Raw genomic sequence first — 24,047 nt, forward strand, 5'->3', positions numbered from 1 at the left:
CCTACTCTACAACCCGCCCAAGACCCGGCCATGAACAACCCAAACAAAGTGGCCTTGTTCTGGTTGACGACAGCCGCTGGTGCCGTACTTTTTGTCACCTTCCAGTTATTTTTCTATGTAAACGACTTTGTGAGAGCGCACGGAGCGACACCGGCGATTACTTTTGAGCCCGATGTGCTTTGGATGTTTTCGGCATTCTATGGGTCTTGGATCGTGACGGTGCTTCTCGCACTGATCGGAACGCGTAAGGCTCAGGGGGTTGCCCTGGTCCTCGGCAGTCTGCTTGTCGTCCTGAATACCCTCGGGGGAATCTCCGACGGGTTGCGCGACGGTTGGCACGTTGCCTTTTCGGCAGCGTTCTTCATTACGTTACCCGGTGTATTCGCCATTGCGGCCACCTGGCGTTGCATCAAAAGCAAAGGAAACGGCCATGTCGATGAATAGTTCTGACTTCCCATTGGTCTGGATGAACCTTACGCAAGAACCCGGACATGATCACCAGAAGGACTTCGACGAATTCGAGGCCAATTTGCAGCGCGGGGAACCCTTCGTACTTTTGACCGATACCGTACCTGCAGAAGACCATGAGCACTCGCCGGAAGAAAAGAAGCGCACCGCGCTCTGGATGAAAAAGCACAAGATTGAATTGCGAAAGTTGGTTCTGGCAATGATCCTGGTTGAAACCCACTCCGCAAAACGTCTTGGTTACAAGGCATTTGCGGTCGTTTTTGCCAAGTTCTGGGGTTACCCTCTGCTTCTTGCTGCTTCACGTGAGCAGGCAATCGAAATGGCAAGAGAACTGCTCTCAAAGGATGGAAAGCCATCTCACTGATGGTCCCCCGCTGGCGTCCGATTTTCGATGAAACTCTGCTGCCGCGCACCGTCTCGGCGAGCTGCTGCTCTAACCGTTGCCCGATCGCCGGCTTCCACCACACCAGCGAGAACCCCACGCCTACTGGCCGAGCATGACGCGACGCCAGTAGATGCCGGCCACGCGCAGCCCATCCGACTTCGGGCGGTGCTCCAGGCCGGTTTCGATGGCAATCTCCCTGGCTGGCTGCGCCAGCTCCCGATTGCGCAGAGTTCCCGGCAAATTCCGGGCGAGGATCACCCGCTGCACGCCCCATTCTCCGCTCTCGAATTTCTCTATTTCTAAGAACAGTGTTCGGTGCAGCGAGTCGTTCCAGTTTTTGTAGGGCCGTGATGACCGCTTTTGGCCGATTGTTACCTGTCGCGAACGACTGCTCCGCCCCTTGGCTGACTGTCGCTTGGACGATACCTGAGCGCGCTGGCATTCCTTGTGGGAATGTAGCTCATAAAATTAATGAATTTTTATTATCGCTCTTTATGGCCTAAGTTGATTCAAGGACAGGGAGAACCGCCTTGAAATCACCCATTAACTCAGTTGAAAAGTTTGATCATGCTCGGGCTAGTGAATACGGACGACAGAGCCGTATCGCACTGGCAGGTTATGACGCCTGTCAGGACCTGGTGGCGTGCATGCTCGCGGCAAGCCTTGGAAATAGGCGCTCGGCAAAAATACTGGTAGTTGGCGCTGGCGGTACGGCGCAGGAGATCATCGCGATGGCCAGGCTTGAGCCAGGCTGGCGCTTCACCGCCGTTGATCCATCTGAATCGATGCTGGAAACCGCGAAACAGCAGTTAGCCGTCAACAACATGCTTGAAAGAACGGACGTGCACCTTGGGCACGTTGAAGACTTGGTCGCAGATGAGTCCTACGACGCAGCCACGTTGATCGGTGTACTCCATCATCTCGATGGGGATGATGCCAAGGGAGACATTCTGCGATCCATTCGGGCTCGTCTGAAACCGGGGGCTCCGCTGATTGTCGCCGGCAATCAATATGCCTATGCCAGCCAGCCGTTGCTCCTCGCCGCCTGGGGGCAACGTTGGCGGCAGCACGGAGCCAGTCCGGATGAAGTGAAAGTCAAACTTGGGAAAATTCTTCAAGGCGCTGACCCTCCACATTCTGAGGCGGCTGTTCAGAAGCTTTTGCATGATGCGGGTTTTGGGGACGCTACCCGTTTTTTCAGCAGTCTTTTCTGGGGGGCCTGGTTAACGTGTAGAACGGTCTGAACGGCGAGCTGAGTGGCAGCTCTTGGCCGGAAGGCAGCCTTTCACAGCGTGCAGAAATCGACCCATGGTTAACCGCCTTAATCGGCAGAAACCGTTCACGTGCAGTCATCACGAGGGTAAGCGCGGGAGTTCATTGAAGGGATCGCCCTCAAACCAAGGTGAGCATCGAGGCCAAATCAAATGAAACCTCAATGGCCATCTCTGCCCACCTGGGTAAATCCTCAACGCTTCAGCAATAGCTAACGCCTGAAAGCATGCCTCTTGGCTATCGAGACAATCAGCAGCCCCGGCAGCAGCAACGCCAACGCTACCCAGGGAATAGCGCTTGCTCCCCAGGTTTCCAAGAGAACGCCGCCGATCACACCACTGCCTGCAAACGCCAGGTTAAAGACGGTGACCAGCATTGATTGCGCAATATCCGCGCCGTCACCGGCAACATCAGCCAAGGCGGTTTGCAATAAGGTTGGCGCACCACCGAAGCTCATCCCCCATAAGACGATGCTGATATAGATCGCACTCGCGGGCAGGCCATCCAGCCCAAGGGCAAACGCAACCAGGGTGAATGCTGTCAGGCTGAGCAATACCAGGCTCCGAAGCCTGCCATCAATCAGCGTGCCGATCATCCATAGACCGAACAAGGCCGCCATACCGAATAAAAGGAGGCCCCGATCTACCTGATCGGCCAATCCAACAGAAGCCAGGAACGCAGCAATATAGGTATAGAGGGTGTAATGGGCCAGTATCCATAGCATGACCACCGCCAGCACGGGCCGCACCCCCGGGGTTTGCAAGACCTTGCGTAGCGGCAGGCGTTGATCGGAGCGTTGTCCGGGATAATCAGGCACTTTCAGATATATCCAGGCCATCAGCAAAAGGCTGAATCCTGAGAGCGTGCCGAATACGCAACGCCATCCCAGCAGCTTGCCGAGCCAGGCACCCAGCGGTACGCCCAGGGCAAGTGCCAAAGGGATGCCGAGCATGGCCAGCGCCATAGCGCGACCGTGCAGTTGTGGGATGACCAACCGTCTGGCGTAGCCGGCCAGCAGGCTCCAGGCCAGACCGGTTGCAATACCCACCATGAAGCGAGCAGCCAGTGTCAATGAAAACCAGGGCGACAGGGCGGTCACCGCATTACAGGCGCAAAACACCCCGACGGCCAGTAATAGCACCCAGCGCCGACGCCAACCCTGCAACGCGAGCGTCAAGGGAATAGCCGCCAACCCTGAGCCCAGTGCACAGAGTGTCACCATCTGACCGGCCCACGCTTGCGACACACCAAATGCCTCGGCGATTTGAGGCAACAGTCCTGCTGGTACCGTTTCGTTGGCGGTGGCGATAAAGCTCCCCATTGTCAGCGCCAACAGGGCCCCCAGTGGGAGACGCCCGGTAGTGAGGTATTCGGTATTACCTGAAGTCGTGAAAGAGCCATTTTCAAAGTGTGATTTGCCGGTCATGACCTGTGTTCAACGGGAGGGGAGGCATGAGTGTGGTGAATTGCCACTGATTTGATAATTGGCCTACCATTTGATGAACTATCAAATTTGAATTGAATATGGCCACTGACCGATTGGGTGATATGCGTTTGTTTGTCGAGGCGGCCGCACTCGGCAGCTTGTCTGCCGCAGGACGCAAACTGGCGCTGTCGCCAGCCGCGGCCAGCGCGCGCCTTATCAAGCTTGAGGCGGCGTTGCGCACCAAGTTGTTTGATCGCACAACGCGTCAGTTGCGCCTCACGGAAGAAGGTCGGTTTTATTTGCAGCAGTGCTGGGTCGCATTGCGGGCTATCGATGAGGCGGAAGCGGGGCTTCAAGCCAGTCAAACAGAGGTGCGTGGCAAGGTACGGATATCCGCGTCTGCCGATTTTGGCCGCAATCTTTTGAATGACTGGCTTGAGGCATTCAGTTCATTGCACCCAGAACTGTACATCGCGCTGACGTTGTCGGATTCGGTGTCGAACCTGGTGCAGGACGATGTCGATCTGGCAATCCGGTTTGGACAGCCCCATGAAAGCTCGATGATCGCCAGGCAGTTGGCGCCCAACTGGCGAGTACTGTGCGCTTCGCCTGACTATCTGGCGCGATACGGTGAACCCCAGACCCCTGCTGACTTGGTTGACCACAAGTTCATCGTGCTGGTGACTTCCGCAGGCCCATTGAACACCTTTCACTTAGTGGTGGACGGGCAGGAATGGAACCACACCGTACCCATGAGCCAGGCATGGGAAACAAATGATGGCGCACTCGCGCGCGCGTGGGCATTGGCCGGGCATGGCATCGCACGTAAGACCATTTGGGATGCCGCAGCCGATATCCGTGCGGGGCGACTGAAAGTCCTGTTGCCTGACTTTTGTGTCCGAGAGGCCGGCGTCTACGCGTTATTACACGGCAGTCGTTACCGGGTTCCCCGCGTGCGTGTATTGCTGGATTTCCTTATCGAGCATTTTGATCGCGCAACCCATGAGCTGTTGTTCGACCTTAAAGCACCTGATGCCAGGAGGTCGTAAGCCACGCCATATCAGATAAGTGTCACGGTCAAGTGCCAAGGTTCACCAGCTGGGTCAACACGGCAACTAGCGAAACACTGCCCTGAATTCGTTCGATATTGCCGCCCTCAAACGAGATCCACCCCTCATTGAAACCATCGAGCATGCGGATTCGAGCCAGCGGGTGCTGCATCCCTTGTGCGCGAAAGAGGTTGTCCCAAGTCTCTCTCGGCACTGCCTGAGCTTGAACAGAACGGCCCAGTATCAGGCTGAATGTAGCGGCAATGTCTTCAGGGCTCACGTGCTGCCCCTCCAGTTCGACAATGCGCTGGCCGTGCCAGGATTGCTGGATGAGTGCAGCGGCCGTCCGGCCGACGTCCGCTGTTGCGATCATGGGCACTGTTTTATCGAGTGGTTGCAGGAAGCTGTGGATCACCCCCTCATCTCGTGCCGTGGCCACGTCCCACAAGGCATTCTCCATGAACCAACCAGGGCGCAGGAACGTCACGGGAACATCAAGCTTGCTCAGGGCTTGTTCCATGAGCGTGCGTTGGGTTAGCAGGTTGGTGTTCACGGCTTGGGCACCGATGGTCGAAAGACAGACGACTCGCTGTGGCTGCGCCGTTGCGATGGCCTCGCTCACTGCCGCAATCACCGCTTTGGCCTCGGGGAAGTGCGGTTCGGGATCAAAATCCGACGGTGGCAGGATGAACACACCTTGGGCGCCTTCAAATGCCCGCGTCAGTGCGGCGGCGTTGTCCATTTCTGCAATGGCGATCTCGCAACCGAACGCTTCCCACGATTCAGCTTTGTGAGCGTCGCGCATCACGGCGCGAACGGGTTGCTTGTTTTCCAGCAGAGCACGGGCAAGTGCGCCGCCGACCTTGCCGGTGATTCCAGTGATTGCGTACATGATTGACCTGCCATCAATGAGTCCGAAGGGGATGCGCCACTGCATCTACGTACATCCATGTGCAGCAGCGATCTGACGGGGGCAGATTATCGAAGCCTGCATGATGACAGAATAGCCATCGAGTCAACTGAGTGATGACCTTAAGTCATGAATTGGCGGGCTCGCCGTCGTATTCTCAACCGACGTCTGTAACCACCTTGACTCGGGCTGTAGAACGAGCCCGATAGCTGTGCGCCGCAGGTTCGGACAGATCCAATACCTCTGTCACGAAATCGATGAATGCGCTGACCTTTGCAGGAGGCAGGTGGCGAGAGGGGTAGAGCGCGTACAGGTGAAAGCTCTCCCCCTGCCAATCTTGAAGTATCTCAACCAGGCTGTTGTCGGCCAGCAGGTCCTTGACCCCACTGGCCTTGACCCGCGCCACGCCTGCACCGCCAACGCAGGCCGCGATAAGTGTGCTGGACTCATTCACCAGCAAGCGGCCGCTGGTACGCAGGGTGATCTTCTCGCCTGCAGACCCATACTCCCAATCCAATGGCAGGCCCGTCATGGCGCTTTTCATCTGGATACATGAGTGTCCTGCCAGATCGCCAGGTGTATTTGGGCGGCCACGTCGCTTGAGGTAGTCAGGGGAGGCCACGGTGACCGTTCGCGTGTCGAGCAGCCTGCGGGCCACCAACGATGATGAAGGTGGCTGACCGAACCGCACCGCGATATCGAAACCTTCGGCGACCAGGTCGCCGAGCTGATCGCGGACGGTGAGTTCGAGTTCAAGGTTAGGATGGCGCTGCAAAAACTTGTCGATGTGAGGCGCGAGCATTCGGCCTGCAAAGAATGCATCGACATTGACCCGCAAACGCCCTTGCACCGCCGTGGATGCGCCGGTCGCGAGCGTGACGGCATCACCAATGCCAGCCAGCAGGGGGCTGATTTGCGCGTAGAGCTGCCGACCTTCATCTGTCAGGGTGACTGAGCGCGTCGTCCGGTCAAACAAGCGAATGCCAATACTCGATTCCAGGCGAGTCACCGCACGGCTGACCCCTGAGGGCGACATGCCTAAAGCTTCGGCAGCCCGCGCAAAGCTGCCGCTATGCACGATGGCAGCCAGAACACTGATGTTAGCGAGCATGCGACCGTCGAAACTCATGATTTATTGGTGCTCAAAAGTCATCAAATATCTGGCTGTGTGGGCATTCTGTCAATACAGCGCTTTCTCTACCCGCTTCAAACGTTTTGTACCTTCAGGAGGGTTGCCAGGCGATGATTGTTCGGCCACTCCCGAGAAGGCAGCCAAGGAGAGAAAACAGATCCGTCCCCATTTCTGGACCTACACCAGCACCGTCAACCAGGCCGACACCAGCAGCAAAAAAGCCAGTGCATAGTTCACGTGTTTGAACGCCTGTGGTGAACCAAAAAACCGAGCACTGCCTACGCCGAGCAATGCCCACAGGGTCATGCACGGCAAGGATACCGACAGAAACACCAGCGACAACACCACCAGCCGCATGGTCTTGTCGCCGCCACCGGCAAACACGCTCGTCACCGCCACCGCCATCATCCAGACTTTGGGGTTGAGCAATTGCAGGGTGGCGGCACCGAACACGCTCAGGCCCTCGTCGCGCGGGGGCGGGTTCAGGGACGGCGGCGCGCTTTGAAAGATCTGCCAGGCCAGCCAACTCAACCAGAGCACCCCGACCCAGGCCATCGCCTGCTGCACGCGGGGAAACCGCAGCAGCGTCTCGCCCACGCCAAGCCCGACTGCAAACACAATCAGCGCCGCCGCCACGCATGCGCCAAAAATGATCGGCAGCGTAGCGCCCAGCCCCCACCGCGAACTGTGGCTCAGCACCAGAATATTGGTTGGCCCCGGGGTGATCGAGGCCACGAACGCAAACAGCAGGAAAGGCAGCAGCGACTCCATGGCTCAGGCTCCCTGAGGACGCATCGGAGACGCAGAAAAGAACAGCGGAAAAGACATGGCATGGACTCCTTGATCAGATAGGAGCCCATGGTCGCGGGTCGGCTGGATTCAGTCTGGAAGGTTTGAGCAGCGCTTACGGTAGTCCGCTGGCGTGAGCTGGTAGGCACGGCGGAACCAGCGCCCCATATGGCTTTGATCGGAGAATCCGAGCGCACTGGCCACCTGCGCCGGCGACTCGCCCCGCGCCAGCAACTGCCGCGCCTTGGCCAGACGCAGCTGGATCAGATAAGCATGAGGCGCCAGCCCAAAGGCTGCCTTGAAGGCCCGCGTCAGGCGAAAGCGATCAACCCCACAGGCTTGAGCCAGATCATCCAGCCCAATGTCCTCGTAGACATGGGCATGCAGATAGTCACGCGCGTCCTGGGCCACCAACGGCAGACGCGGGTCGAAGGCCCGCCGCTTGCGCCAATCAAGGTGGCAAGTGAGCGACCCCAACAAGGTATCGATGGCGCTCTGGCGCACGATGCGCAAGTCACCCTCATGGAGCACGTGGAAGGCTTGATAAACGGCAGTGGCCAAGCCCGGCTCCTGGCTCAGGGTGTCGGCAAAGCCCGGTTGACTGTTGGCCGGCGCGTGCTCGAACAACCCATGCAACTCCCGTTCAAGCCAGTGCGGATCAAGGTAGAGCATGGAATAGGTAAACCCTTCCTCGGTCGGCGCATGCCCATCGTGGATTTCCCCCGGCTCCAGCATGAATACCTTGCCCGGCGTACTAAGATGGCGCACGCGTCGGCAATTGAACTGCTGCACCCCTTGTTCGGTGACCCCCACCAGAAAACTGTCATGCCAGTGCGGATCGTAGGCATGCCCCTGAAAATGGGCACGAATCGATTCAATCCCGGTATCGGCATCCTGGGACAGCTCAATCCAGTTGCGTTTATCCACGGAAGGCTCCAGATGTAGGGTTCAGCTTTGAACTGTGCGGGCGACTAAATTACCGTGCTTTTGAACAGGACGTTTAGAAGATTTGTGCGGGTTGATGCTGAGCGATGACTGCCTGAGCTGAAAAGGCCGAAAGCCGACCTTTCAGCACCGTGCCCGGCCAGCGGTATTGTTGTCCGGGGAGGGCGGTATCCGCTCGAAATGTTTTATTCGAGCCGGTAGCGTCCTATCTCACCTGTCGCCATCATGAGCACGCCCGATCCCAAAAGGTTTTGCACCATGCACACCATCCGCACCATGACGCCCTCCGACTACGCCGCCGTCCTTGCGTTGATGCAAGACACGCCCGGCATCTCCCTGCGTGAGGCCGACTCCCGCGAGGCCACCGAGCGCTATCTGGCGCGCAACCCCGGGCTGAGCTTTGTCGCTGAACGCGAAGGCCGGTTGATCGGCTGTGTGATGTGCGGCCATGATGGGCGTCGCGGTTACCTGCAACATCTGCTGGTGCTGCCGGCCTATCGACGCCAGGGCATCGCGCAGGCGTTGACCCAGCGCTGCCTCAACGCACTGGAGGCACTGGGCATCCACAAATGCCACCTGGATGTATTCAAGACCAACACCCCTGCGGCCCAGTATTGGCAAGGCCAGGGCTGGCAATTACGTACCGATATCGACCGTTACTCATTCACCCGGTCGGGCAATGAAAATGCATGAAGTTACGTGGGGGCAGGACCAGGCGGTCTACCACTCGCCATCGGGGTTGCAGTTGGCGTGCATCCAAGCAAACCGGCGCGGCGGGATGACAAGTACCCGCGCCTGTATCCCACAAAAGCCCGCGATCTGTGTCTATCGCGCCGGGTGTCAGTTGGATAGGGTCGAGCCACGTTAACTGACGACCGAGCCCACCATGGAACTCACTGCTGTCCCGTTTGGCACCACCGACTGGTCCACTGTCGAACCCGAACTTCACCCCGGTGTTACCGGCAATGCGGTATGGCGCACCCGCCACTTCGGCACCACCCGCGTGCGCTGGGTCGAATACAGCCCCGGCTACCTGGCCGATCACTGGTGCTGGCGCGGGCATGTGCTGCTGTGCCTCGAAGGCGAGTTGCACACGGAGTTGGAAGACGGCCGCCAGTTCACGCTGACGGCCGGGATGAGTTACCAGGTGGGCAATGACATGGAAGGGCATCGTTCATCCACCGCCACTGGGGCCAAGCTGTTTATTGTGGATTAAGCCTGCAAACCCCTCGAAAACATGGGGACTCTCTCTATCGCAGTGGCAATGTAGTGGCTACACTCTGCGCCGGGGCCCACCCCCTGCTGGCACTTAACGCAGCGTAAGACGTTTAAACCTCACGCTGCCTAAGGGCCAACCCATGATTGACCGTTTCATCCTGTTGCTGGTGCCCGCCTCATTGGCGGTGTGCACCTCGTTCGCAGTGGCCGCTGATAGCGAGCCGTTGTCGCCACGCTTCGATATCACCCGCTTTGAGGTGCGCGGTAATACGCTGCTGCCCGCCGATGCACTGGCGCAGAGTGTGGCGCCGTTCGTGGGGGCCCAGCGCGATTTCAGCGATGTGGCCAAGGCCCAGGAGGCGCTTGAAGACGTCTTCCACCGACAAGGCTATCCACTGGTGCGCATCGACCTGCCTGAGCAGGAGTTGAACGGTGGTGTGGTGGTGCTGGACGTGGTGCAAGTGCGGATTGGCCAGGTGACGGTCGCCGGCAACCAGCATTTCAGCACGGCCAACGTGCGCCAGTCGCTGTCGGCGCTGCAAGAGGGCACCTCGCCTGACCTGGCGGCGGTGTCCAAGAGCCTCAAGCTGGCCAACGAAAACCCGGCCAAGCAGACCGTGATGAAACTCAAGACTGGTGCGGCCGCCGATACGGTGGACGCCGACGTGCAAGTCAGCGATGAGTCGCCATGGAGCGCTGCGCTGAACCTGGACAACAGTGGCTCCAAGGAAACCGGGCGCACCTACGTCGGTGCCGTGTTGCAGAACGCCAATATGTTCGGGCGCGACCAGGTGATGAGCCTGCAATACACCACCACCGTGGAGAAGCCCGAGCGTGTCAGTGTCTACGGCCTGGGCTACCACCTGCCGCTGTATGTGCTGGGCGACTCCCTGGACTTTTTCACCAGTTACTCGGATGTCGACAGCGGTACGGTGACGGCGGGCATCTTCGACCTGGCCGTCAGCGGCCGCGGCACGATCTTCGGCACGCGCTACAACCACAACCTGGCGACGGTGGGTAATTACCAATCCAAGCTGGTCTATGGCATCGACTACAAGGCCTATAAAAGCAGCCTGGAGCTGTTCGATGTGCAACTGGGCAACGACATCACCGTGCACCCCCTCAGCCTGGGTTACCAAGGCACCTGGGTGCGCCTGGATGGCGACGCGAATATCGGCCTGTCGCTGTTGCACAACATCCCCGGCGGGTCCAAGGGCCAACAGAGTGATTTCGACCTGGCGCGTGCCCATGCACGGGATGACTACACGGCATTGCGCTTTGCCACGAGCCTCACGCAGATCCTGCCGGCCGCCTGGCAGTTGCGCGCGGCGTTGAACGGCCAGTACACCAAGGATGCCCTGGTGCCCGGCGAGCAATTTGGCGCCGGCGGCGCGGCGTCGGTGCGTGGCTTCCGTGAGCGCGAGGTGAGCAACGACTCGGGTGTGGTCGGCAACCTCGAAGCCTACACGCCGCCGTTGTGCCTGGGGGGCAGTTGGCAGTGCCGCGCCCTGGCGTTCTACGACGCCGGCTACCTGACGCGTAACAACGCGCTGCCCGGTGAGTTCGAACACATCAGCCTGAGCAGCGCAGGCCTGGGTGTGCGCCTGATCTACCGACGCAACCTCAATCTGCAAATGGATTACGGCCATGCCTTGCACGCCGAAGCCAGTGATACCCAGCGCGGCGATGATCGCCTGCACGTCCGTCTCAGCCTGGCCTTTTGAGGGTGCCATGACAATCAAACCTACCTTGATGGCGCTGTCCCTGGCGATGGCGATGGCGACCAGTGCGATGGCGGCCCCGGTCAACCCGGTGATCGTCAACGGCCAGGTGACGTTTACCCAGGATGGCAACACCCTGACCGTCACCAACAGCCCCAATGCAATCATCAACTGGTCGAGCTTCTCCATCGCCCAGGGCGAGCTGGTGCGGTTTGTACAACAGAGCAGCAACAGCAGCGTGCTCAACCGTATCACCGGCCAGGACCCCAGCGTGATCCTCGGTACCTTGCAGTCCAACGGGCGGGTGTTTCTGATCAACCCCAACGGCATCGTGTTCGGTGCCGGGGCGCAGATCGATGTCGGCGGCCTGGTGGCGTCGAGCCTGGCGATTTCCAACGCGGACTTCCTCTCGGGCAACCGGCGTTTCTCCGCTGACGGGCCGGCTGGCCAGGTCAGCAACCAGGGCGCGATTACCACGCCGTCGGGGGGCCAGGTGTACCTGATCGCGCCGGATGTGAACAACACCGGCATCATCACCACGCCCCAGGGCGAGACGGTGCTGGCGGCGGGGCACTCGGTGCAGTTGGTGGACTCCACTAATCCGGGCATGCACGTGGTGGTGTCGGCGGAAAAGGACCAGGCGCTGAACCTGGGCACCGTGATTGCCCAAGGCGGCACCATCGGTATCTACGGTGCACTGGTCAACCAGCGCGGCACCCTGAACGCCAACAGTGCCGTGGTCGGCGCCAACGGCAAGGTGGTGCTCAAGTCCAGCCGTACCACCTTGCTCGAAGCCGGTAGCAGCACCACCGCCACGGGCGTCGGGGGGGGCGGTGACATACACGTGCTGGGCGAGCAGGTCGGTGTGATGGGCAATGCGCGCATCGATGCCAGCGGCCAGCGCGGCGGTGGCCGTGTGCTGATTGGCGGTGACTACCAAGGCAAGAATCCGGCCATCCTGAACGCCAAACACAGTTATGTGAGCCAGGACGCGCGGATTTCCGCCGACGCCCTGGCCAGCGGCGATGGCGGCAAGATCATCGTATGGGGCAATGACACGACGCGGGTCCATGGCACGCTGTCGGCTCGCGGCGGCGCGGCCTCGGGCAACGGCGGCCTTGTCGAGACGTCCGGGCATTTCCTGGATGTGGCCGGCGCGCGGGTCGACACACGTGCGGCCCTCGGCACGGCGGGCTTCTGGCAGCTGGACCCGGCGAATATCCTGGTTACCTCGTTCCTGTCCGGCCCTTCGGCTTCACTGGGCGATGTGTCGGCTTTCGCCAATGCACCGGGCGCCGACAGTGAAATCGATGCCGACCTGCTGTCCAACGCGACCTCCAATGTGTTGTTGCAAGCCACCCACGACATCACGTTCTACACGGGGGTCAACAACACCAACAGCGGTGTCGGCCTCACGGCGCAGGCGGGTAACGACATTCATGTCAATTCGCTGATCCGGTTCAGCGGAGATATCACCCTGGCCGCCAACCATGACGGCGCCGGCACGGCCAGCGGCAGCGGGCGGGTGTTTACCGAGGGCGTGCCCACCGCTGGCGGGCGCTTGACGATCACTGACGTCGACCGGCCGCCTGTCGAGCCCCCGAAGCCTGTCACAGTGCCGCCCAGCGCCGATATTTGTACGTTGGCGCCGAACTCGGCGTTGTGCCAGGTGCTGTCGCCACCCACGGCGAGCGAGCCGAACAACCCGGTGCAAATGGCAACGAATGAGGTCATCAAGACCGTGAACCGGTCGTCCTCCAGCGTTATGGACACTGCCTCCTCCGGTATTCCGGCTGAAAAAAGCCGGGGCCCCTCGCTACCCGCTAACAAGGCGGAAGGCAATACAGACGCTTCCACTGATCAGGGCAATAAACATGAACCCGCTAAAAAGCTGTACTGCAATTAACGCGTGGCTGTTGCTGGCGCTGCTGAGTGCAGCGACCTGGGTTCAGGCCGCCCCGCAGGCCGGTGTGGTGACGCATCTGAGCGGGCCGTTGTTCGTCAAGAAGCTCGACGGCAGCCTGCGCGTACTGGGTGAGCAGTCGTTGGTGGAAGTCGGCGATACCTTGTCGACCCAGGGCAAGGGCTATGCGCAAGTGCGCCTGCGCGATGACAGCCTGTTGACCCTGCAACCGGGTACCGTGCTCAGCGTGGACGCGTTTGCCTACGACGTGAATATGCCTGGCGCCGATGCGGCGGTGTTCACCCTGAAACAGGGCGGGTTACGCTCGGACAGTGGGTTGCTCGGTAAGCGCAGCCAGGATCGCTCGACGTTGATGACGCCCCGAGGCCGTATCAACCTGCAATCGGCCAGCGTGGAGGTGTATTACCAGCCGACGGCAGGGGTGGCGACGCGAGCTTCGTCGCGGGTGAAAAGCCTGGCCATGGGGTTGGCCGCGTCGGCCGGACACGCTGACGACTCTTACAGCGCCTTCGTCGCTGCGGTTTCGGCGCGCTATGTTTATCGCCTGGCCAATGTGCTGGCATCGGTCGAGTCATGGGCGGCGCAAGGAAAGGCATCGCTTGCGGCAGTGGTGCAAAAGGCTACGTCAGTGCTGCCACCCGGTTTATACGTGCACGTGCTCGACGGTCTGATCAATTTGACTAACGAGGGCGGTACGCAGGGTTTCAAGGCTGGCCAGTTCGGGTTCACGTCGAGCTTTAGGGAACCTCCTGCGGTCTTGCCGAATAACCCCGGTATTTCGTTCACCCTACCGCCCGCATTCAACCCATCCACGGGGTCGCAGGGCTCCACGGCCAACGCCAGCAAATCGAATAACGTTGATTGCGAGGTGCGCTAAGCCGGATGGACCCCGCTGAACCCATCAATGCATCTTGCTATGGTCCATGCCATCCAGCCCACGCGCCTTGGCCTGGACCTCGACGGTCTGCTTCTCGCCCTTGGCATTCTGCACCGTCAAGGTCAGCGGCACCTGGTCGCCTTCCTTGATCTGCCCGGTCAGGCCCATCAGCATCACGTGGTAACCGTCCGGGTCGAGCTTGACCGCCTGGCCCGCCGGCAGGGCCACCGAGTCCACCGGGCCCATGCGCATCACGTCGTCCTTCATGCTCATCTCATGGATCTGCACGTCCTTGGCCACCGGCGAGGCCACGCTGAGCAGCTTGCTGTCGCTGTCGGCGGTCACGGTCATGAACGCGCCGCTGGACGGTTGGCCCGGCACGGTGGCGCGTACCCAGGCGTCGGTGACTTGCACCTGGGCGCTGGCATGGGCGGCGAGGCCCAGCAGGGTCAGGCCAAAGGTGAAGCGCTTGAGGTGTTGAACGGCAGTCATTAGCAGACCTCCATGACGGTGAGCAGGTCTTCTGCGCACTCTTTAGCGGTAAGGGATGCCTGCAGGCCCAGGCGCAGGTTGCCACGGGTGTCGAACACGAAACTGGTGGCCGTGTGGGACAGGGTGTAGGTGTCGCCGGCCGGGATCTTTTCATAAAAAATCCCGAACTCCTTGGCGGCCACGGCGATTTCTTCCGGGGTGCCGTAGAGCGCTTCGAAGCTGGGGTCGAAGGCCTTGACGTATTTGTCGAGAATCTCGGGCGTGTCGCGTTCCGGGTCGAGGGTGATGAAGATCACCTGCATGATCTCGCCGTCGCGGCCCATCAGCTTCTTGGCCTGGGCGGCGCGGGCGAGGGTGGTCGGGCACACGGCCGGGCACTGGGTGAAACCGAAGAACACCACCGGCATCAGGCCACGGTAGGAACTGAGGGTGACGGTGTCGCCCTCGGTGTTCTTGAGCTTGAAGGTGCGGCCCATGATCTTGTCGCTCAAGTCCTTGCCGTACTTGAAGTTCAACTTGGGGCTGTTGTCACAACCGGCCAGCAGGCCCAGACCCAACAGGCCCATGCCGGTCAGGACCTTGCGGCGGGTGAATAACGTACTCATCAACGGTGCATCCTGTGAAACGCCCGCATTGCGCTAAGTCAACTCGGCAGGCTTTGAATAGGAGTAAACGAGGAGGGCGCCAAGTCTACCAACCCTGGCCAGCCCGCGTAATCTGCGACGTTCTGCCACAGGGGCATGCCGCGCTTCATCCTTTTGCGGCGCTGGTGGTAGAGTCGCCGCCATGAAATTGAGCCGCCCCGACCGTTCCCTGATTGTCTGGACCCTGTACTTCTGCGTGCTGATGAACCTGTTCGCGTGCGGTTTGGGCCATGGCCAGATGATGGGCCAGCAGCTCAATGGGATCGGTGGCGCGTTCTGTGGGGTGGACGGCAAACCGGCGCCACTTTCCGACAAAGGGCTGGGCGCGCCGTCTTCCAGCAACATCTCGAACTACTTTGCCTGCCCGGTGTGCAACGCTGTCACCGTCGCCCTGGTGTTCCTGATCGGCCTCGCCTGGCTACTGGGCCTCGGGCAAGCCCCGCGCCCGGCCCATGAGCGGCGCAACAAGGCGCCGCCGCGTTATTCCTGGCCCTCGGCCAACCCCCGCGCCTCTCCCGCCTTCTGACGTATGCCTTGGGCCTCCTGTGAACAGGGGGCGTTCGATCGTCACGACTGTGAGTGCGTTTCATGAATCATCACCTGCCTGCAGGCGCCAGCCGCCTGGTCAGCAAGGCATCGCGTCGCCTGCGTGCTGAACCCTTGCGGCCTGAATACCCAAGCAATGCCCGCTGTTTCGTGCACCTGGATGCACGCCTGTTGCCGTATTGGCACACCGTGTTCGACATCTGCCCGGCGCTGCTCAAGCTCGACCCGCCGGAGGGGCTGAACCTGTTTCGCAGCTTCATGACCTGGGCGTATCACAACCAGCCTCCCCAGGACTGGACGTGGCACCTGAATGTCTGCCGCTGGCTGCTGGGTTCGGCGTACCGCGGGCAGATTGATGAAGAGCCCATCGAAACCTTCATGGCGGCGGCTGCGGCGTGCTGGATCAACACGGATGACAGCCAGGCCCAGGGCGTGGTCCTGGGCTGGCAAGGCGTGCGCGTGTTCGACTGCAAAGGCTCCGCGCACGTCGGCTGCGAAGCGCCCGTGCTGGCGCCCCTGCCGTGGGACTTTGCCTGGTGCCCGCTGATGTCGCCGAAGGGTTTCAGCGCGTGGTTGCCGGTGCCCTGAGGAGCGGGCCCGGCCTGCCAGGGCGCCACTGGCTTCAGGCGGGGGGCTCGATCAATGCGGGAGGGTTGGATTGTTACGTAAACGGAAAAAGTGATTGACGGTTTTAGCGGCTATTTCCCCGCCGCCCAACGCTATACCGTGCGCGCACCCGTTGGATGCAGCACCGCCCGAGCGACAAAGAACAGGGTTGGGCTGTGACGGGGTTGCCTCAATGACTTCCCGGAGCCTTCATGAAACACACCACTTGCCTGGCGCTCGCCGTTTCCCTCGGCGCGGCGCAACAGGCTGCTGCATCGGGTTTTATCGATGACAGCAAAGCCACCCTCGACCTGCGCAACTTCTATTACAACCAGGACACCCGTAACGCCAAGGCGCCCTCCGATAAGGAGTGGGGCCAGGCGTTCATGTTCAACTACCAGTCCGGTTTTACCGACGGGCCAGTAGGCTTGGGCCTTGACCTGCAAGCCATGTACGGCCTGCGCCTGGATGCCTCGGGCCGCGCCGGCAAGGCCGGTGAAGACAACACCCCCGGCAGCGTATTCCCACTGTCCGATGGCAAGGCCGCCAACGACTTCAGCAAGACCGGCGCCACCGGCAAGATGCGTATCTCACAGACCCAGTTCAAGGCCGGCACGCTGCTGCCCAAGTTGCCCGTGCTGACGACCGAAGACGGCCGGCTGTTGCCGCAGACCTTCCGTGGCTATCAGGTCGACTCCAAGGACCTCAAGGACTTCAACCTGGTCGCCGGTAAAATGGAGCAGGTGCTGGACCGCAACTCCAGCAACGGTCAGGGCATGTCCATCGCCGGGGCCAATGACCCGGCCAAGGGCAAGTTCAGCAACCAGTTCTACTACGGCGGGGCGGATTACGCCGTCAGCAAACAACTGCAAGTGCAGTACTACTACGCCAGCCTGGAGAATTTTTACCAGCAGCACTTCCTGGGCCTGATCCATAACTGGCAGTTGCCGGTGGGGCAGCTCAAGACCGACCTGCGCTATTTCTACAGCACGGCCGACGGCAAGAATGCCAGTGCCGCCGGGCGTGGCGAAGGCTATGTCAGTTCGGGGTACTACGGGGCGGGCGTCAATTCCGGCAAGGTCGACAACCGCCTGTGGAGCGCAATGGTGACCTATGGCTTGCACGGGCACTCCGTGGGCCTGGGCTATCAAAAGACCACTGGCGAAAGTGATTTTCCCCATATCAACCAGGGCCAGGGTCGTTCGCTGTACCTGATCACCAACGCCCAGTCGCTGAAGTTCGTCAATGCCGGCGAACAGGCCACGGTGGGCAACTACACCTACGACTTTACCGGCCTGGGCATTCCGGGGCTGAAGTCGAGCGTGACCTATATCCACGGCAGCAACATCCGCGCGGCGCGTCGCGACAACAGTGAGTGGGAGCGCGATTTGCGCGTCGACTACGTGATCCCCGTGGGGACGTTCAAAGGCCTTGGCCTGACCTGGCGCAGCGCGGTATTGCGCGGCAATGACACACCCGACAAGGATGAGACGCGCCTGATCGTCAGCTACAGCATCCCGCTGATGTAGGCGGGGGCGGCACGCAGGCGCAACGCTTGATCGGTATCAAGGCCGTGTCATTCACCCTCGCGCACACTGGGCTCCCCACGGCCGGTCCCTCTGCGAGGCCTCCATGCTTTACCTCCTGTTGCTATTGGCCCACCTGTTCGCCGCGCTGATCTTTATCGGCACGGTGTTTTTCGAGGTGCTGATCCTGGGGCACCTGCACCGGCACCTGCCGATTCGGGTGATGGTGCTGGTGGAGCAGGGTGTCGCCCGGCGCGCCCGGGTGTTGATGCCGTGGGTGCTCTTGGTGCTGTTCGGTGCCGGGCTCGGCATGGTCTGGCTGCGTTACCTGCCGGTGCTGTCGGCACCGTTGGCGTCTGCCTTTGGCACATTGCTGACCCTCAAGCTGATCCTGGCCGCCAGTGTGCTCCTGCACTTTCTGGTGACGATGGCGCGGATGCGCCTGGGCACCGTCAGTGCACGCTATAGCCGCGGGGTGCATCTGAGCCTGTTCGCGCACATGGTCGCGATCGTGCTGCTGGCCAAGAGTATGTTTTACCTGAGCTGGTAGACGTACGGGCCTGCGACCTTGATGCATATCAAGGTGCGCAACCAGGTCGCACCGGACAATGGGTCACCGTCGCCCGTACCGGAGTCTGTCATGCGCACCCACCTTCATCCCTCCCGCTTTCGTCACGATCAAGGCGTGTTGGACCTGGCCTGCCAGACGGACACCCGGCGCTTCCATGCCGGTGTCGGCTCCCTGGACCTGTTGCGCGCCTTGCGTGACAGCCGCCAGCGCCAACGGCCGCTGGCGTTGAACCTGCACTGGCCGGCGAGCGACCTCGGCGATGACTACCTGCACAGCCTGACCCAGGAAATCCAACTGATGGGTTGCCAGCTCGGCGCGCGCCAGCCGGTTGATCACTTTCACCTGCGCGGCACCACCCCGGCGCTGGCGCAGTTGCAAGCGTTGATGGCGCAGTTGCATGAGCGCTTCAACTTCCTCGACCACGACCGGGGTGACTACCGCATCGACCTCGACCCTTGGCACATGGACTGGGCCACCATGGGCCTGCTGCGCGAGCTGGGCTTCAACCACGCCAGCATCGGCGTGCCGGACGCCAATCGCGAAGGGCCTTTGCCCCAGGCGCGGTACCAGGACCCGGCGCCCATCGAATCGTTGGTCGATGCGGCGCGCACCTTCGGTTTTCGCTCGGTCAACATCGACCTCGGTTATGGGCATGCCTGGCAGACCCCGGCGAGTTTCGAGCAGAAACTCGCCAGCCTGATCACCCTGGAGCCGGACCGCTTGCAGGTGTTCGATTACGCCCACGCGCCTTCACGCTATCAAGCCCAGCGCCTCCAGCCGTTCTGCAGCGAGGCAGACAAGAGCGCCATGCGCCGCAGCAGCTTTGAGCACCTGGCCGCCGCGGGCTATCACTACATCGGCCTGGGCCAGTTCGCCCGCGCCGACGATGACCTCAAGCAGGCCCAGGAGCGCGGGCGCCTGAGCCGTAACTGCGAAGGTTTTACCCTGCACGGTTATTGCGACCATGTTGGTTTCGGCCTGGGCGCCATCAGCCAGATCGACACCTTGTGTGCGCAGAACACCACCGATCCTCGCCAGTACCGCGAACAGTTGGGTAATGGCCAGCTCGCCACGAGCCGCGGCTGGTTTCGCGAGACCGCCGACCCGGTGCGCCTGCACGTCGCCGAACGCCTGGCCTGTGACCTTGAGTTGGATATCCGCGCGGTGGAGCATCGCTACGGCCTGGTGTTCGCGCGCTATTTCGCCAACCTGTGGCCGTTGCTGGAAGCCTTGCACCGCGACGGCCTGATCGAGCTGTCGCCGACATTCATTTGGCTGCTGCCGGCCGGCCTGCCGCACGTGGATGGCATCTGCGCCTTGTTCGAACGCGCCGTGCTCGCTACCCCGGTCAGTGCCAACGACGAGGTGATCGACCATGACAGCCTTTGAATTCGACCGCGCCCTGGTACACAAATACGACCGACCCGGGCCGCGCTACACCTCGTACCCCACCGCACCGCAATTCAACAGTGCCTTTGCCCTGGATGACTATCACCAGGCGGTGCGCGCCAGCCACCGGGTGGCCGCGCCCAAGGCGTTATCGGTGTATATCCATATCCCGTTCTGCCAGAGCCTTTGCTACTACTGCGGCTGCCACAAGATCATCACGCGCAAGACCCACCGCGCCGTGGAGTACCTGGGCTACCTCAAGCGCGAGATCCAGATGCAAGGCGCGTTGTTCGAGCGCTCCCGGCGCTTGACCCAGTTGCACCTGGGGGGCGGTACGCCGACCTACCTGGACGACGCGCAACTGGCTGAGCTGATGGACTGCCTGGGGCAACATTTCACCCTGGATGACAGTGACGCCCATGAGTTCTCCATAGAGGTGGACCCACGCACCATCAGCGTCGAACGGATCGACACCCTGCGTCGCCTGGGTTTCAATCGCCTGAGCTTCGGCGTTCAGGACTTCGACCCCGACGTGCAGGCAGCGGTCAATCGCCAGCAAAGCGAAGCGCAGATCGTGCAACTGGTGGCGGCGGCCCGCGAGGCGCGCTTCAAGTCCGTGAGTGTCGACCTGATCTACGGCTTGCCCCTGCAAACCGTGGCCAGTTTCGATGTGACCCTGAGCAAACTGATCGCCCTGCGCCCTGACCGGGTGGCGGCCTACAGCTACGCGCACCTGCCCAGCCAGATCCGCGCCCAGCGCATGATCCGCCCCGAAGACATGCCACCCCCGACGCGCAAGCTGGAACTGTTGGAACTGACCATCCGTCGCCTTACCGAGGCCGGTTACGTCTACATCGGCATGGACCATTTTGCCTTGCCCGACGATGAGCTGGCATTGGCCCGCGCCAATGGCAGCCTGCAACGCAACTTCCAGGGCTACTCCACCCATGCCGATTGCGACCTGATCGGCCTGGGTGTATCGGCCATCGGCAAGGTGGGTGACAGCTACAGCCAGAGCGTCAAGGAACTGTCCCAGTACTACGCGCGAATCGATGCGGGCATGCTCCCGGTACAGCGCGGTTATCGGCTCAACCCCGATGACGTGCTGCGCCGCGAGGTGATCAATGGCCTGATGTGTGACGGCCGCGTCGATTTCGCCCGGGTCGAAGCCGCCCATGGCATTCGGTTCAACGAGTATTTTGCCGAGGCCATGACACAACTGGATGAGCAGGTGGAAGATGGGCTGTTGCTGATCCAGCACGATGCACTGCAACTGTTGCCCAAGGGCCAATTGATGGTGCGCAGCGTAGCCATGGCCTTCGACGCCTACCTCGGCGGCGCACACAAAGGCCAGTTCTCCCGCACGGTTTGAGCTAAGTGCTGTCGCGGCGATCGGAGTTGTGCCTGGTGTACTCGATAAAAAATGTGGGAGGGGGCTTGCCCCCGATGAGGGAGTGTCAGTCACTTATTTATTAACTGACCCGGCGCTATCGGGGGCAAGCCCCCTCCCACATTTGGGCCTGCATCCATCAGGTCGATCTGAGTCTGCTTTTGCTCTGGCTTTGGCTGCCTTGGAGCCGACCAGAGTTGTGCCCGGTGTACTCGGTAAAAAATGTGGGAGGGGGCTTGCCCCCGATGAGGGAGTGTCAGTCACTTATTGGTTAACTGACCCGGCGCCATCGGGGGCAAGTCGAATCGTCGCACCGCCCCTCCCACATTTGGATCTGTATCTATCAGGTAGACCTGAGTCTGCTTTTGTTCTGGTTTTTGCGGCCCTGGAACCGACCGAAGTTGTGCCTGCTGTACTCGGTTAAGTGTGGGAGGAGGCAGTCTTTGAACACCATGGCTCAATGTGATGTGCCTTCGGCAAACTCCACCTTGTTCCCCACGTTGTACTTGCCCGAAGGTTTGTTCATCGGGATGCGCTTGATCTCCTTCAGCGTCTGGCTGTCATACACGATCAACGCGCCGTCGGTGGCCCAGATACTCAGCAGCAGGTAGCGGCCATCCCGGGTGAATTCCACATGGGCCGCGGTCTTGCCTGGCATCGGTCGCAGGGTGTGGGCGATCTCCAGGGTCTGCTTGTCGATCAGGTGGATCGCATCGTTGTCCGGCCCGAAGAACACGTCGCTCCACACATAGCGCGAGTTCACATGGCTGCGCATGAAAAAGCCTGGCCCGAGGGTGGGGATCTGTTTGATCAGCGTCCAGGTCTTGAGGTCGATCACCGAGATTTGCCCCTTGCTGATATTCGGCGTGGCAAATACCCACTGGCCATTGCGTTGCCAATACGTTCCCGAACCCAGGTGCGGCATGCCGGACAGCGGGATATCGGTGACCACCCGACCGCTGTCCAGGTCAATCACCTGGCCGCCCCCGGCTTTGCGTGAGGTGGCCACCAGTTGACGGTAATCCGGGGAGAAAGAAAAGTCATCGAGCACGTCCTGGGCCTGGATGCGCCGGGGTTCGAAGCTGGGCTGGGCGGCGGCATAGGACAACTCCCAGACTTCGTTCACGTCCTTGAGCGCCACGATAAAGCTGTTGCGCGGCGGCGCGGTGTAGACCGCGCTGACGCGGGAGGCTGTGTCCAGCGTCTTGACCAGGGACAGGTCGCGCGCATCCAGCAGCACCAGGTTGCCCGGCAGGTAGTTGCCCGCCAGCACCCAGCGCCCGTCCTTGCTCACCGCCAGGTTGCGGGTATTGAGCCCGACGCGGATTTCGGCGATCAGCTTGAGGTTGTGCAGGTCATATTGGCTGATCCAGCCGTCGCGCGAGGCGAAGTACACAAAACGCCCGTCGGGGGAGAATTTTGGCCCGCCGTGCACCGCAAAATGGGTGGGGAAGCGGTCCAGCACGGTAAAGGTGTCACCGTCGAGAATGTCGATGTGATGGTCGCCCGACTCCACCACCACGAACAGGTTGAGCGGGTCGGCGTGATGTTGCGGTGTGGTGGGCAAGCGGCTCACATCCGCCAATACCGTGTGGCTGCTACGGATAGCCTGCTCATCCCAGCTCACCGGCGAATCGGGCGGCTGTTGCAGCAAGCTCGCCAGGCCGTCGATCTGTGCCGCACTCAGCTGTGGCGCGAACGCGGCCATCTGGCTGGCGGGGCGGCCTTGTTCGATGACCTTGCGCACTTCCTCCGGCTTGATCCGCCCCAGGCTTTCCGGGAGCAACGCCGGGCCGCTGGCGCCGATGCGGTTGAGGCCGTGGCAGCCTGCGCAGAGGCGTTGGTAGTCCTCGGCCGGCGTTCCGTGGGCGGCCGAGGCCCAGAGCAGCGGCACCAGCAGCAGGCGTTTCATACCGCCACCGCTTCACGGGCCGGGGTCAGGCTGGCGGGGAAGTGCAGGGCGGTGTCGGCGAACAGGTTGACCACATGGCCAATCACGGTCAGGGTCGGCACCCCGGGCTCGCAGTCGGCGGCCAGGGTCGGTAACTGGCGCAGGGTGCCACGGGCCACGTGCTGGTCGGCGCGGGCACCATTGCTGATCAGCGCCGCGGGTGTGTCCCCCGGTAAACCCGCCGCAACCAGGTGTTCGGCGATCAGCGCCAGATTGGACAGGCCCATGTAGAACACCAGCGTCTGGCTCGGCTCTGCCAGGCTGGCCCAGGGCAATTTCAAGGCACCGTCGCGTTGCAGGTGCCCGGTGACGAAGCGGCAGGAGTTGACCAGGTCGCGGTGGGTCAACGGGATGCCGGCATAGGCGCTGCACCCGGACGCCGCGGTAATACCCGGCACCACCTGGCAAGGAATGCCCCGCGCCAGCAGGTATTCCAGCTCTTCGGCACCGCGCCCGAAGATAAAGGGGTCGCCGCCCTTGAGGCGCACGACCCGTTGCCCCTGGTCGGCCAGGTCGGCGAGCAGTTCGTTGAGCTGGTCCTGGGGCAGGCTGTGACAGCCGCTGGCCTTGCCCACATAGTGGCGCGCGCAGGTCAGCGGGATCAGGCTCAGCAGCTCGGCGCTGACCAGGCGGTCGAACACCACGGCATCGGCCTGCATCAACAAGCTCCAGGCACGCAGGGTCAACAGGCGCGGGTCACCGGGGCCGGCGCCCACCAACGCGACTTCGCCGGGGTGGAAGGGGCTGTGCAAACTGGCAGGTAGGGCGGTTGAAGTGTGCATGAGACGTCCTTGGTTCTTCATCAGGTAGGCAGCG

At 61.3% G+C, this 24,047-nt stretch carries 24 protein-coding genes and 1 pseudogene; 15 read left to right on the plus strand and 10 right to left on the minus strand.

Annotated features, from left to right (window positions below; translation table 11 throughout):
* Window positions 1-30 precede the first annotated feature (30 nt).
* Complete coding sequence (locus QU606_RS16615; protein WP_223817798.1) at window positions 31-444, plus strand: hypothetical protein; 414 nt, start codon at window positions 31-33, stop codon at window positions 442-444.
* Entirely contained in the window at window positions 431-832 is a 402-nt protein-coding gene (locus QU606_RS16620) for a hypothetical protein (protein WP_304997219.1), read from the plus strand. The genes QU606_RS16615 and QU606_RS16620 overlap by 14 nt, the downstream gene beginning before the upstream one ends.
* 4 nt (window positions 833-836) lie before the next feature.
* Here QU606_RS16620 and QU606_RS16625 read toward each other — a convergent pair.
* Window positions 837-1,117: pseudogene (locus QU606_RS16625) on the minus strand (DUF3363 domain-containing protein); the annotation flags it as partial.
* 266 nt (window positions 1,118-1,383) lie between these two features.
* Here QU606_RS16625 and QU606_RS16630 point away from each other — a divergent pair.
* Window positions 1,384-2,097, plus strand: coding sequence for a class I SAM-dependent methyltransferase (locus QU606_RS16630; protein ID WP_150293665.1), 714 nt, complete (start codon window positions 1,384-1,386; stop codon window positions 2,095-2,097).
* 239 nt (window positions 2,098-2,336) lie between these two features.
* On the opposite strand, the gene QU606_RS16635 is transcribed toward QU606_RS16630, so the two are convergent.
* Complete coding sequence (locus QU606_RS16635; protein ID WP_304997220.1) at window positions 2,337-3,551, minus strand: MFS transporter; 1,215 nt, start codon at window positions 3,549-3,551, stop codon at window positions 2,337-2,339.
* Window positions 3,552-3,649: 98 nt separating this feature from the next.
* On the opposite strand from QU606_RS16635, the gene QU606_RS16640 reads away from it, so the two are divergent.
* The gene (locus QU606_RS16640; protein WP_304997221.1) at window positions 3,650-4,600 is read left to right on the plus strand and encodes a LysR family transcriptional regulator; all 951 of its coding nucleotides are present in this window, start codon (window positions 3,650-3,652) and stop codon (window positions 4,598-4,600) included.
* Between the two features lie 28 nt (window positions 4,601-4,628).
* Here the strand turns inward: QU606_RS16640 and QU606_RS16645 are convergent, their stop codons facing one another.
* From QU606_RS16645 to QU606_RS16660, 4 genes are all read right to left on the minus strand, one after another.
* The gene (locus QU606_RS16645) at window positions 4,629-5,492 is read right to left on the minus strand and encodes an NmrA family NAD(P)-binding protein (RefSeq protein ID WP_304998627.1); all 864 of its coding nucleotides are present in this window, start codon (window positions 5,490-5,492) and stop codon (window positions 4,629-4,631) included.
* 175 nt (window positions 5,493-5,667) lie between these two features.
* Window positions 5,668-6,639: a LysR family transcriptional regulator gene (locus tag QU606_RS16650; RefSeq protein ID WP_024074972.1), complete on the minus strand. Its 972-nt coding sequence runs from the start codon at window positions 6,637-6,639 to the stop codon at window positions 5,668-5,670.
* A 180-nt stretch (window positions 6,640-6,819) separates the two neighbouring features.
* Complete coding sequence (locus tag QU606_RS16655; RefSeq protein ID WP_304997222.1) at window positions 6,820-7,413, minus strand: LysE family translocator; 594 nt, start codon at window positions 7,411-7,413, stop codon at window positions 6,820-6,822.
* Window positions 7,414-7,521: 108 nt separating this feature from the next.
* A complete protein-coding gene (locus QU606_RS16660; RefSeq protein ID WP_304997223.1) occupies window positions 7,522-8,358 on the minus strand; it encodes an AraC family transcriptional regulator in 837 nt (278 codons plus the stop codon).
* A 276-nt stretch (window positions 8,359-8,634) separates the two neighbouring features.
* Between QU606_RS16660 and QU606_RS16665 the strand changes: the two genes are divergently transcribed.
* From QU606_RS16665 to QU606_RS16685, 5 genes are all read left to right on the plus strand, one after another.
* Entirely contained in the window at window positions 8,635-9,069 is a 435-nt protein-coding gene (locus tag QU606_RS16665; RefSeq protein ID WP_024074975.1) for a GNAT family N-acetyltransferase, read from the plus strand.
* Between the two features lie 193 nt (window positions 9,070-9,262).
* The gene (locus QU606_RS16670; protein WP_069076393.1) at window positions 9,263-9,592 is read left to right on the plus strand and encodes a DHCW motif cupin fold protein; all 330 of its coding nucleotides are present in this window, start codon (window positions 9,263-9,265) and stop codon (window positions 9,590-9,592) included.
* 142 nt (window positions 9,593-9,734) lie between these two features.
* Window positions 9,735-11,318 (plus strand): ShlB/FhaC/HecB family hemolysin secretion/activation protein, encoded by a 1,584-nt coding sequence (locus tag QU606_RS16675; RefSeq protein WP_193690539.1) that lies wholly within the window; start codon window positions 9,735-9,737, stop codon window positions 11,316-11,318.
* A 7-nt stretch (window positions 11,319-11,325) separates the two neighbouring features.
* Window positions 11,326-13,221 carry a filamentous hemagglutinin N-terminal domain-containing protein gene (locus tag QU606_RS16680; protein ID WP_304997224.1) on the plus strand — a complete coding sequence of 632 codons (1,896 nt, stop codon included), beginning with the start codon at window positions 11,326-11,328 and terminating at the stop codon, window positions 13,219-13,221.
* Window positions 13,190-14,116 (plus strand): hypothetical protein, encoded by a 927-nt coding sequence (locus QU606_RS16685; protein ID WP_304997226.1) that lies wholly within the window; start codon window positions 13,190-13,192, stop codon window positions 14,114-14,116. The genes QU606_RS16680 and QU606_RS16685 overlap by 32 nt, the downstream gene beginning before the upstream one ends.
* A 24-nt stretch (window positions 14,117-14,140) precedes the next feature.
* On the opposite strand, the gene QU606_RS16690 is transcribed toward QU606_RS16685, so the two are convergent.
* Together QU606_RS16690 and QU606_RS16695 are read right to left on the minus strand one after the other, a co-directional pair.
* Complete coding sequence (locus QU606_RS16690) at window positions 14,141-14,608, minus strand: copper chaperone PCu(A)C (RefSeq protein ID WP_150053790.1); 468 nt, start codon at window positions 14,606-14,608, stop codon at window positions 14,141-14,143.
* Window positions 14,608-15,213, minus strand: a complete 606-nt coding sequence (locus QU606_RS16695) for an SCO family protein (protein ID WP_024074981.1) — start codon at window positions 15,211-15,213, stop codon at window positions 14,608-14,610. Before QU606_RS16695 ends, QU606_RS16690 begins: the two co-directional genes overlap by 1 nt.
* Before the next feature lie 181 nt (window positions 15,214-15,394).
* Between QU606_RS16695 and QU606_RS16700 the strand changes: the two genes are divergently transcribed.
* The 6 genes from QU606_RS16700 to hemN all read left to right on the plus strand — a co-directional run bounded on the left by QU606_RS16700 (window position 15,395) and on the right by hemN (window position 21,262).
* Entirely contained in the window at window positions 15,395-15,778 is a 384-nt protein-coding gene (locus QU606_RS16700) for a DUF2946 domain-containing protein (protein WP_024074982.1), read from the plus strand.
* Between the two features lie 62 nt (window positions 15,779-15,840).
* Window positions 15,841-16,386 carry a putative natural product biosynthesis protein gene (locus QU606_RS16705; protein ID WP_069076388.1) on the plus strand — a complete coding sequence of 182 codons (546 nt, stop codon included), beginning with the start codon at window positions 15,841-15,843 and terminating at the stop codon, window positions 16,384-16,386.
* A gap of 230 nt (window positions 16,387-16,616) precedes the next feature.
* The gene (locus tag QU606_RS16710; RefSeq protein WP_069076387.1) at window positions 16,617-17,933 is read left to right on the plus strand and encodes an OprD family outer membrane porin; all 1,317 of its coding nucleotides are present in this window, start codon (window positions 16,617-16,619) and stop codon (window positions 17,931-17,933) included.
* Between the two features lie 103 nt (window positions 17,934-18,036).
* The gene (locus QU606_RS16715; protein WP_024074985.1) at window positions 18,037-18,480 is read left to right on the plus strand and encodes a membrane protein; all 444 of its coding nucleotides are present in this window, start codon (window positions 18,037-18,039) and stop codon (window positions 18,478-18,480) included.
* Between the two features lie 90 nt (window positions 18,481-18,570).
* Window positions 18,571-19,890 (plus strand): coproporphyrinogen III oxidase, encoded by a 1,320-nt coding sequence (locus QU606_RS16720; protein WP_024074986.1) that lies wholly within the window; start codon window positions 18,571-18,573, stop codon window positions 19,888-19,890.
* On the plus strand, window positions 19,877-21,262 hold the full coding sequence (gene hemN / locus QU606_RS16725) for an oxygen-independent coproporphyrinogen III oxidase (RefSeq protein WP_024074987.1): 1,386 nt from the start codon (window positions 19,877-19,879) through the stop codon (window positions 21,260-21,262). The genes QU606_RS16720 and hemN overlap by 14 nt, the downstream gene beginning before the upstream one ends.
* A gap of 475 nt (window positions 21,263-21,737) precedes the next feature.
* Here the strand turns inward: hemN and QU606_RS16730 are convergent, their stop codons facing one another.
* Together QU606_RS16730 and cobA are read right to left on the minus strand one after the other, a co-directional pair.
* Window positions 21,738-23,192, minus strand: a complete 1,455-nt coding sequence (locus tag QU606_RS16730; protein ID WP_102625672.1) for a nitrite reductase — start codon at window positions 23,190-23,192, stop codon at window positions 21,738-21,740.
* Window positions 23,189-24,013, minus strand: a complete 825-nt coding sequence (cobA, locus tag QU606_RS16735) for a uroporphyrinogen-III C-methyltransferase (protein WP_024074989.1) — start codon at window positions 24,011-24,013, stop codon at window positions 23,189-23,191. The genes QU606_RS16730 and cobA overlap by 4 nt, the downstream gene beginning before the upstream one ends.
* Window positions 24,014-24,047: the final 34 nt, after the last annotated feature.

The organism is Pseudomonas sp. OVF7, assembly GCF_030644265.1.
Lineage (GTDB): Bacteria > Pseudomonadota > Gammaproteobacteria > Pseudomonadales > Pseudomonadaceae > Aquipseudomonas > Aquipseudomonas gorinensis.

Coding starts and splice junctions, on each gene's coding strand:
- QU606_RS16615 (WP_223817798.1), top strand. CDS start 31: ATGAACAACCCAAACAAAGTGGCCTTGTTCTGGTTGACGACAGCCGCT.
- QU606_RS16620 (WP_304997219.1), top strand. CDS start 431: ATGTCGATGAATAGTTCTGACTTCCCATTGGTCTGGATGAACCTTACG.
- QU606_RS16635 (WP_304997220.1), bottom strand. CDS start 3,551: ATGACCGGCAAATCACACTTTGAAAATGGCTCTTTCACGACTTCAGGT.
- QU606_RS16640 (WP_304997221.1), top strand. CDS start 3,650: ATGGCCACTGACCGATTGGGTGATATGCGTTTGTTTGTCGAGGCGGCC.
- QU606_RS16645 (WP_304998627.1), bottom strand. CDS start 5,492: ATGTACGCAATCACTGGAATCACCGGCAAGGTCGGCGGCGCACTTGCC.
- QU606_RS16650 (WP_024074972.1), bottom strand. CDS start 6,639: ATGAGTTTCGACGGTCGCATGCTCGCTAACATCAGTGTTCTGGCTGCC.
- QU606_RS16655 (WP_304997222.1), bottom strand. CDS start 7,413: ATGGAGTCGCTGCTGCCTTTCCTGCTGTTTGCGTTCGTGGCCTCGATC.
- QU606_RS16665 (WP_024074975.1), top strand. CDS start 8,635: ATGCACACCATCCGCACCATGACGCCCTCCGACTACGCCGCCGTCCTT.
- QU606_RS16670 (WP_069076393.1), top strand. CDS start 9,263: ATGGAACTCACTGCTGTCCCGTTTGGCACCACCGACTGGTCCACTGTC.
- QU606_RS16675 (WP_193690539.1), top strand. CDS start 9,735: ATGATTGACCGTTTCATCCTGTTGCTGGTGCCCGCCTCATTGGCGGTG.
- QU606_RS16680 (WP_304997224.1), top strand. CDS start 11,326: ATGACAATCAAACCTACCTTGATGGCGCTGTCCCTGGCGATGGCGATG.
- QU606_RS16685 (WP_304997226.1), top strand. CDS start 13,190: ATGAACCCGCTAAAAAGCTGTACTGCAATTAACGCGTGGCTGTTGCTG.
- QU606_RS16690 (WP_150053790.1), bottom strand. CDS start 14,608: ATGACTGCCGTTCAACACCTCAAGCGCTTCACCTTTGGCCTGACCCTG.
- QU606_RS16695 (WP_024074981.1), bottom strand. CDS start 15,213: ATGAGTACGTTATTCACCCGCCGCAAGGTCCTGACCGGCATGGGCCTG.
- QU606_RS16700 (WP_024074982.1), top strand. CDS start 15,395: ATGAAATTGAGCCGCCCCGACCGTTCCCTGATTGTCTGGACCCTGTAC.
- QU606_RS16705 (WP_069076388.1), top strand. CDS start 15,841: ATGAATCATCACCTGCCTGCAGGCGCCAGCCGCCTGGTCAGCAAGGCA.
- QU606_RS16710 (WP_069076387.1), top strand. CDS start 16,617: ATGAAACACACCACTTGCCTGGCGCTCGCCGTTTCCCTCGGCGCGGCG.
- QU606_RS16715 (WP_024074985.1), top strand. CDS start 18,037: ATGCTTTACCTCCTGTTGCTATTGGCCCACCTGTTCGCCGCGCTGATC.
- QU606_RS16720 (WP_024074986.1), top strand. CDS start 18,571: ATGCGCACCCACCTTCATCCCTCCCGCTTTCGTCACGATCAAGGCGTG.
- hemN (WP_024074987.1), top strand. CDS start 19,877: ATGACAGCCTTTGAATTCGACCGCGCCCTGGTACACAAATACGACCGA.
- QU606_RS16730 (WP_102625672.1), bottom strand. CDS start 23,192: ATGAAACGCCTGCTGCTGGTGCCGCTGCTCTGGGCCTCGGCCGCCCAC.
- cobA (WP_024074989.1), bottom strand. CDS start 24,013: ATGCACACTTCAACCGCCCTACCTGCCAGTTTGCACAGCCCCTTCCAC.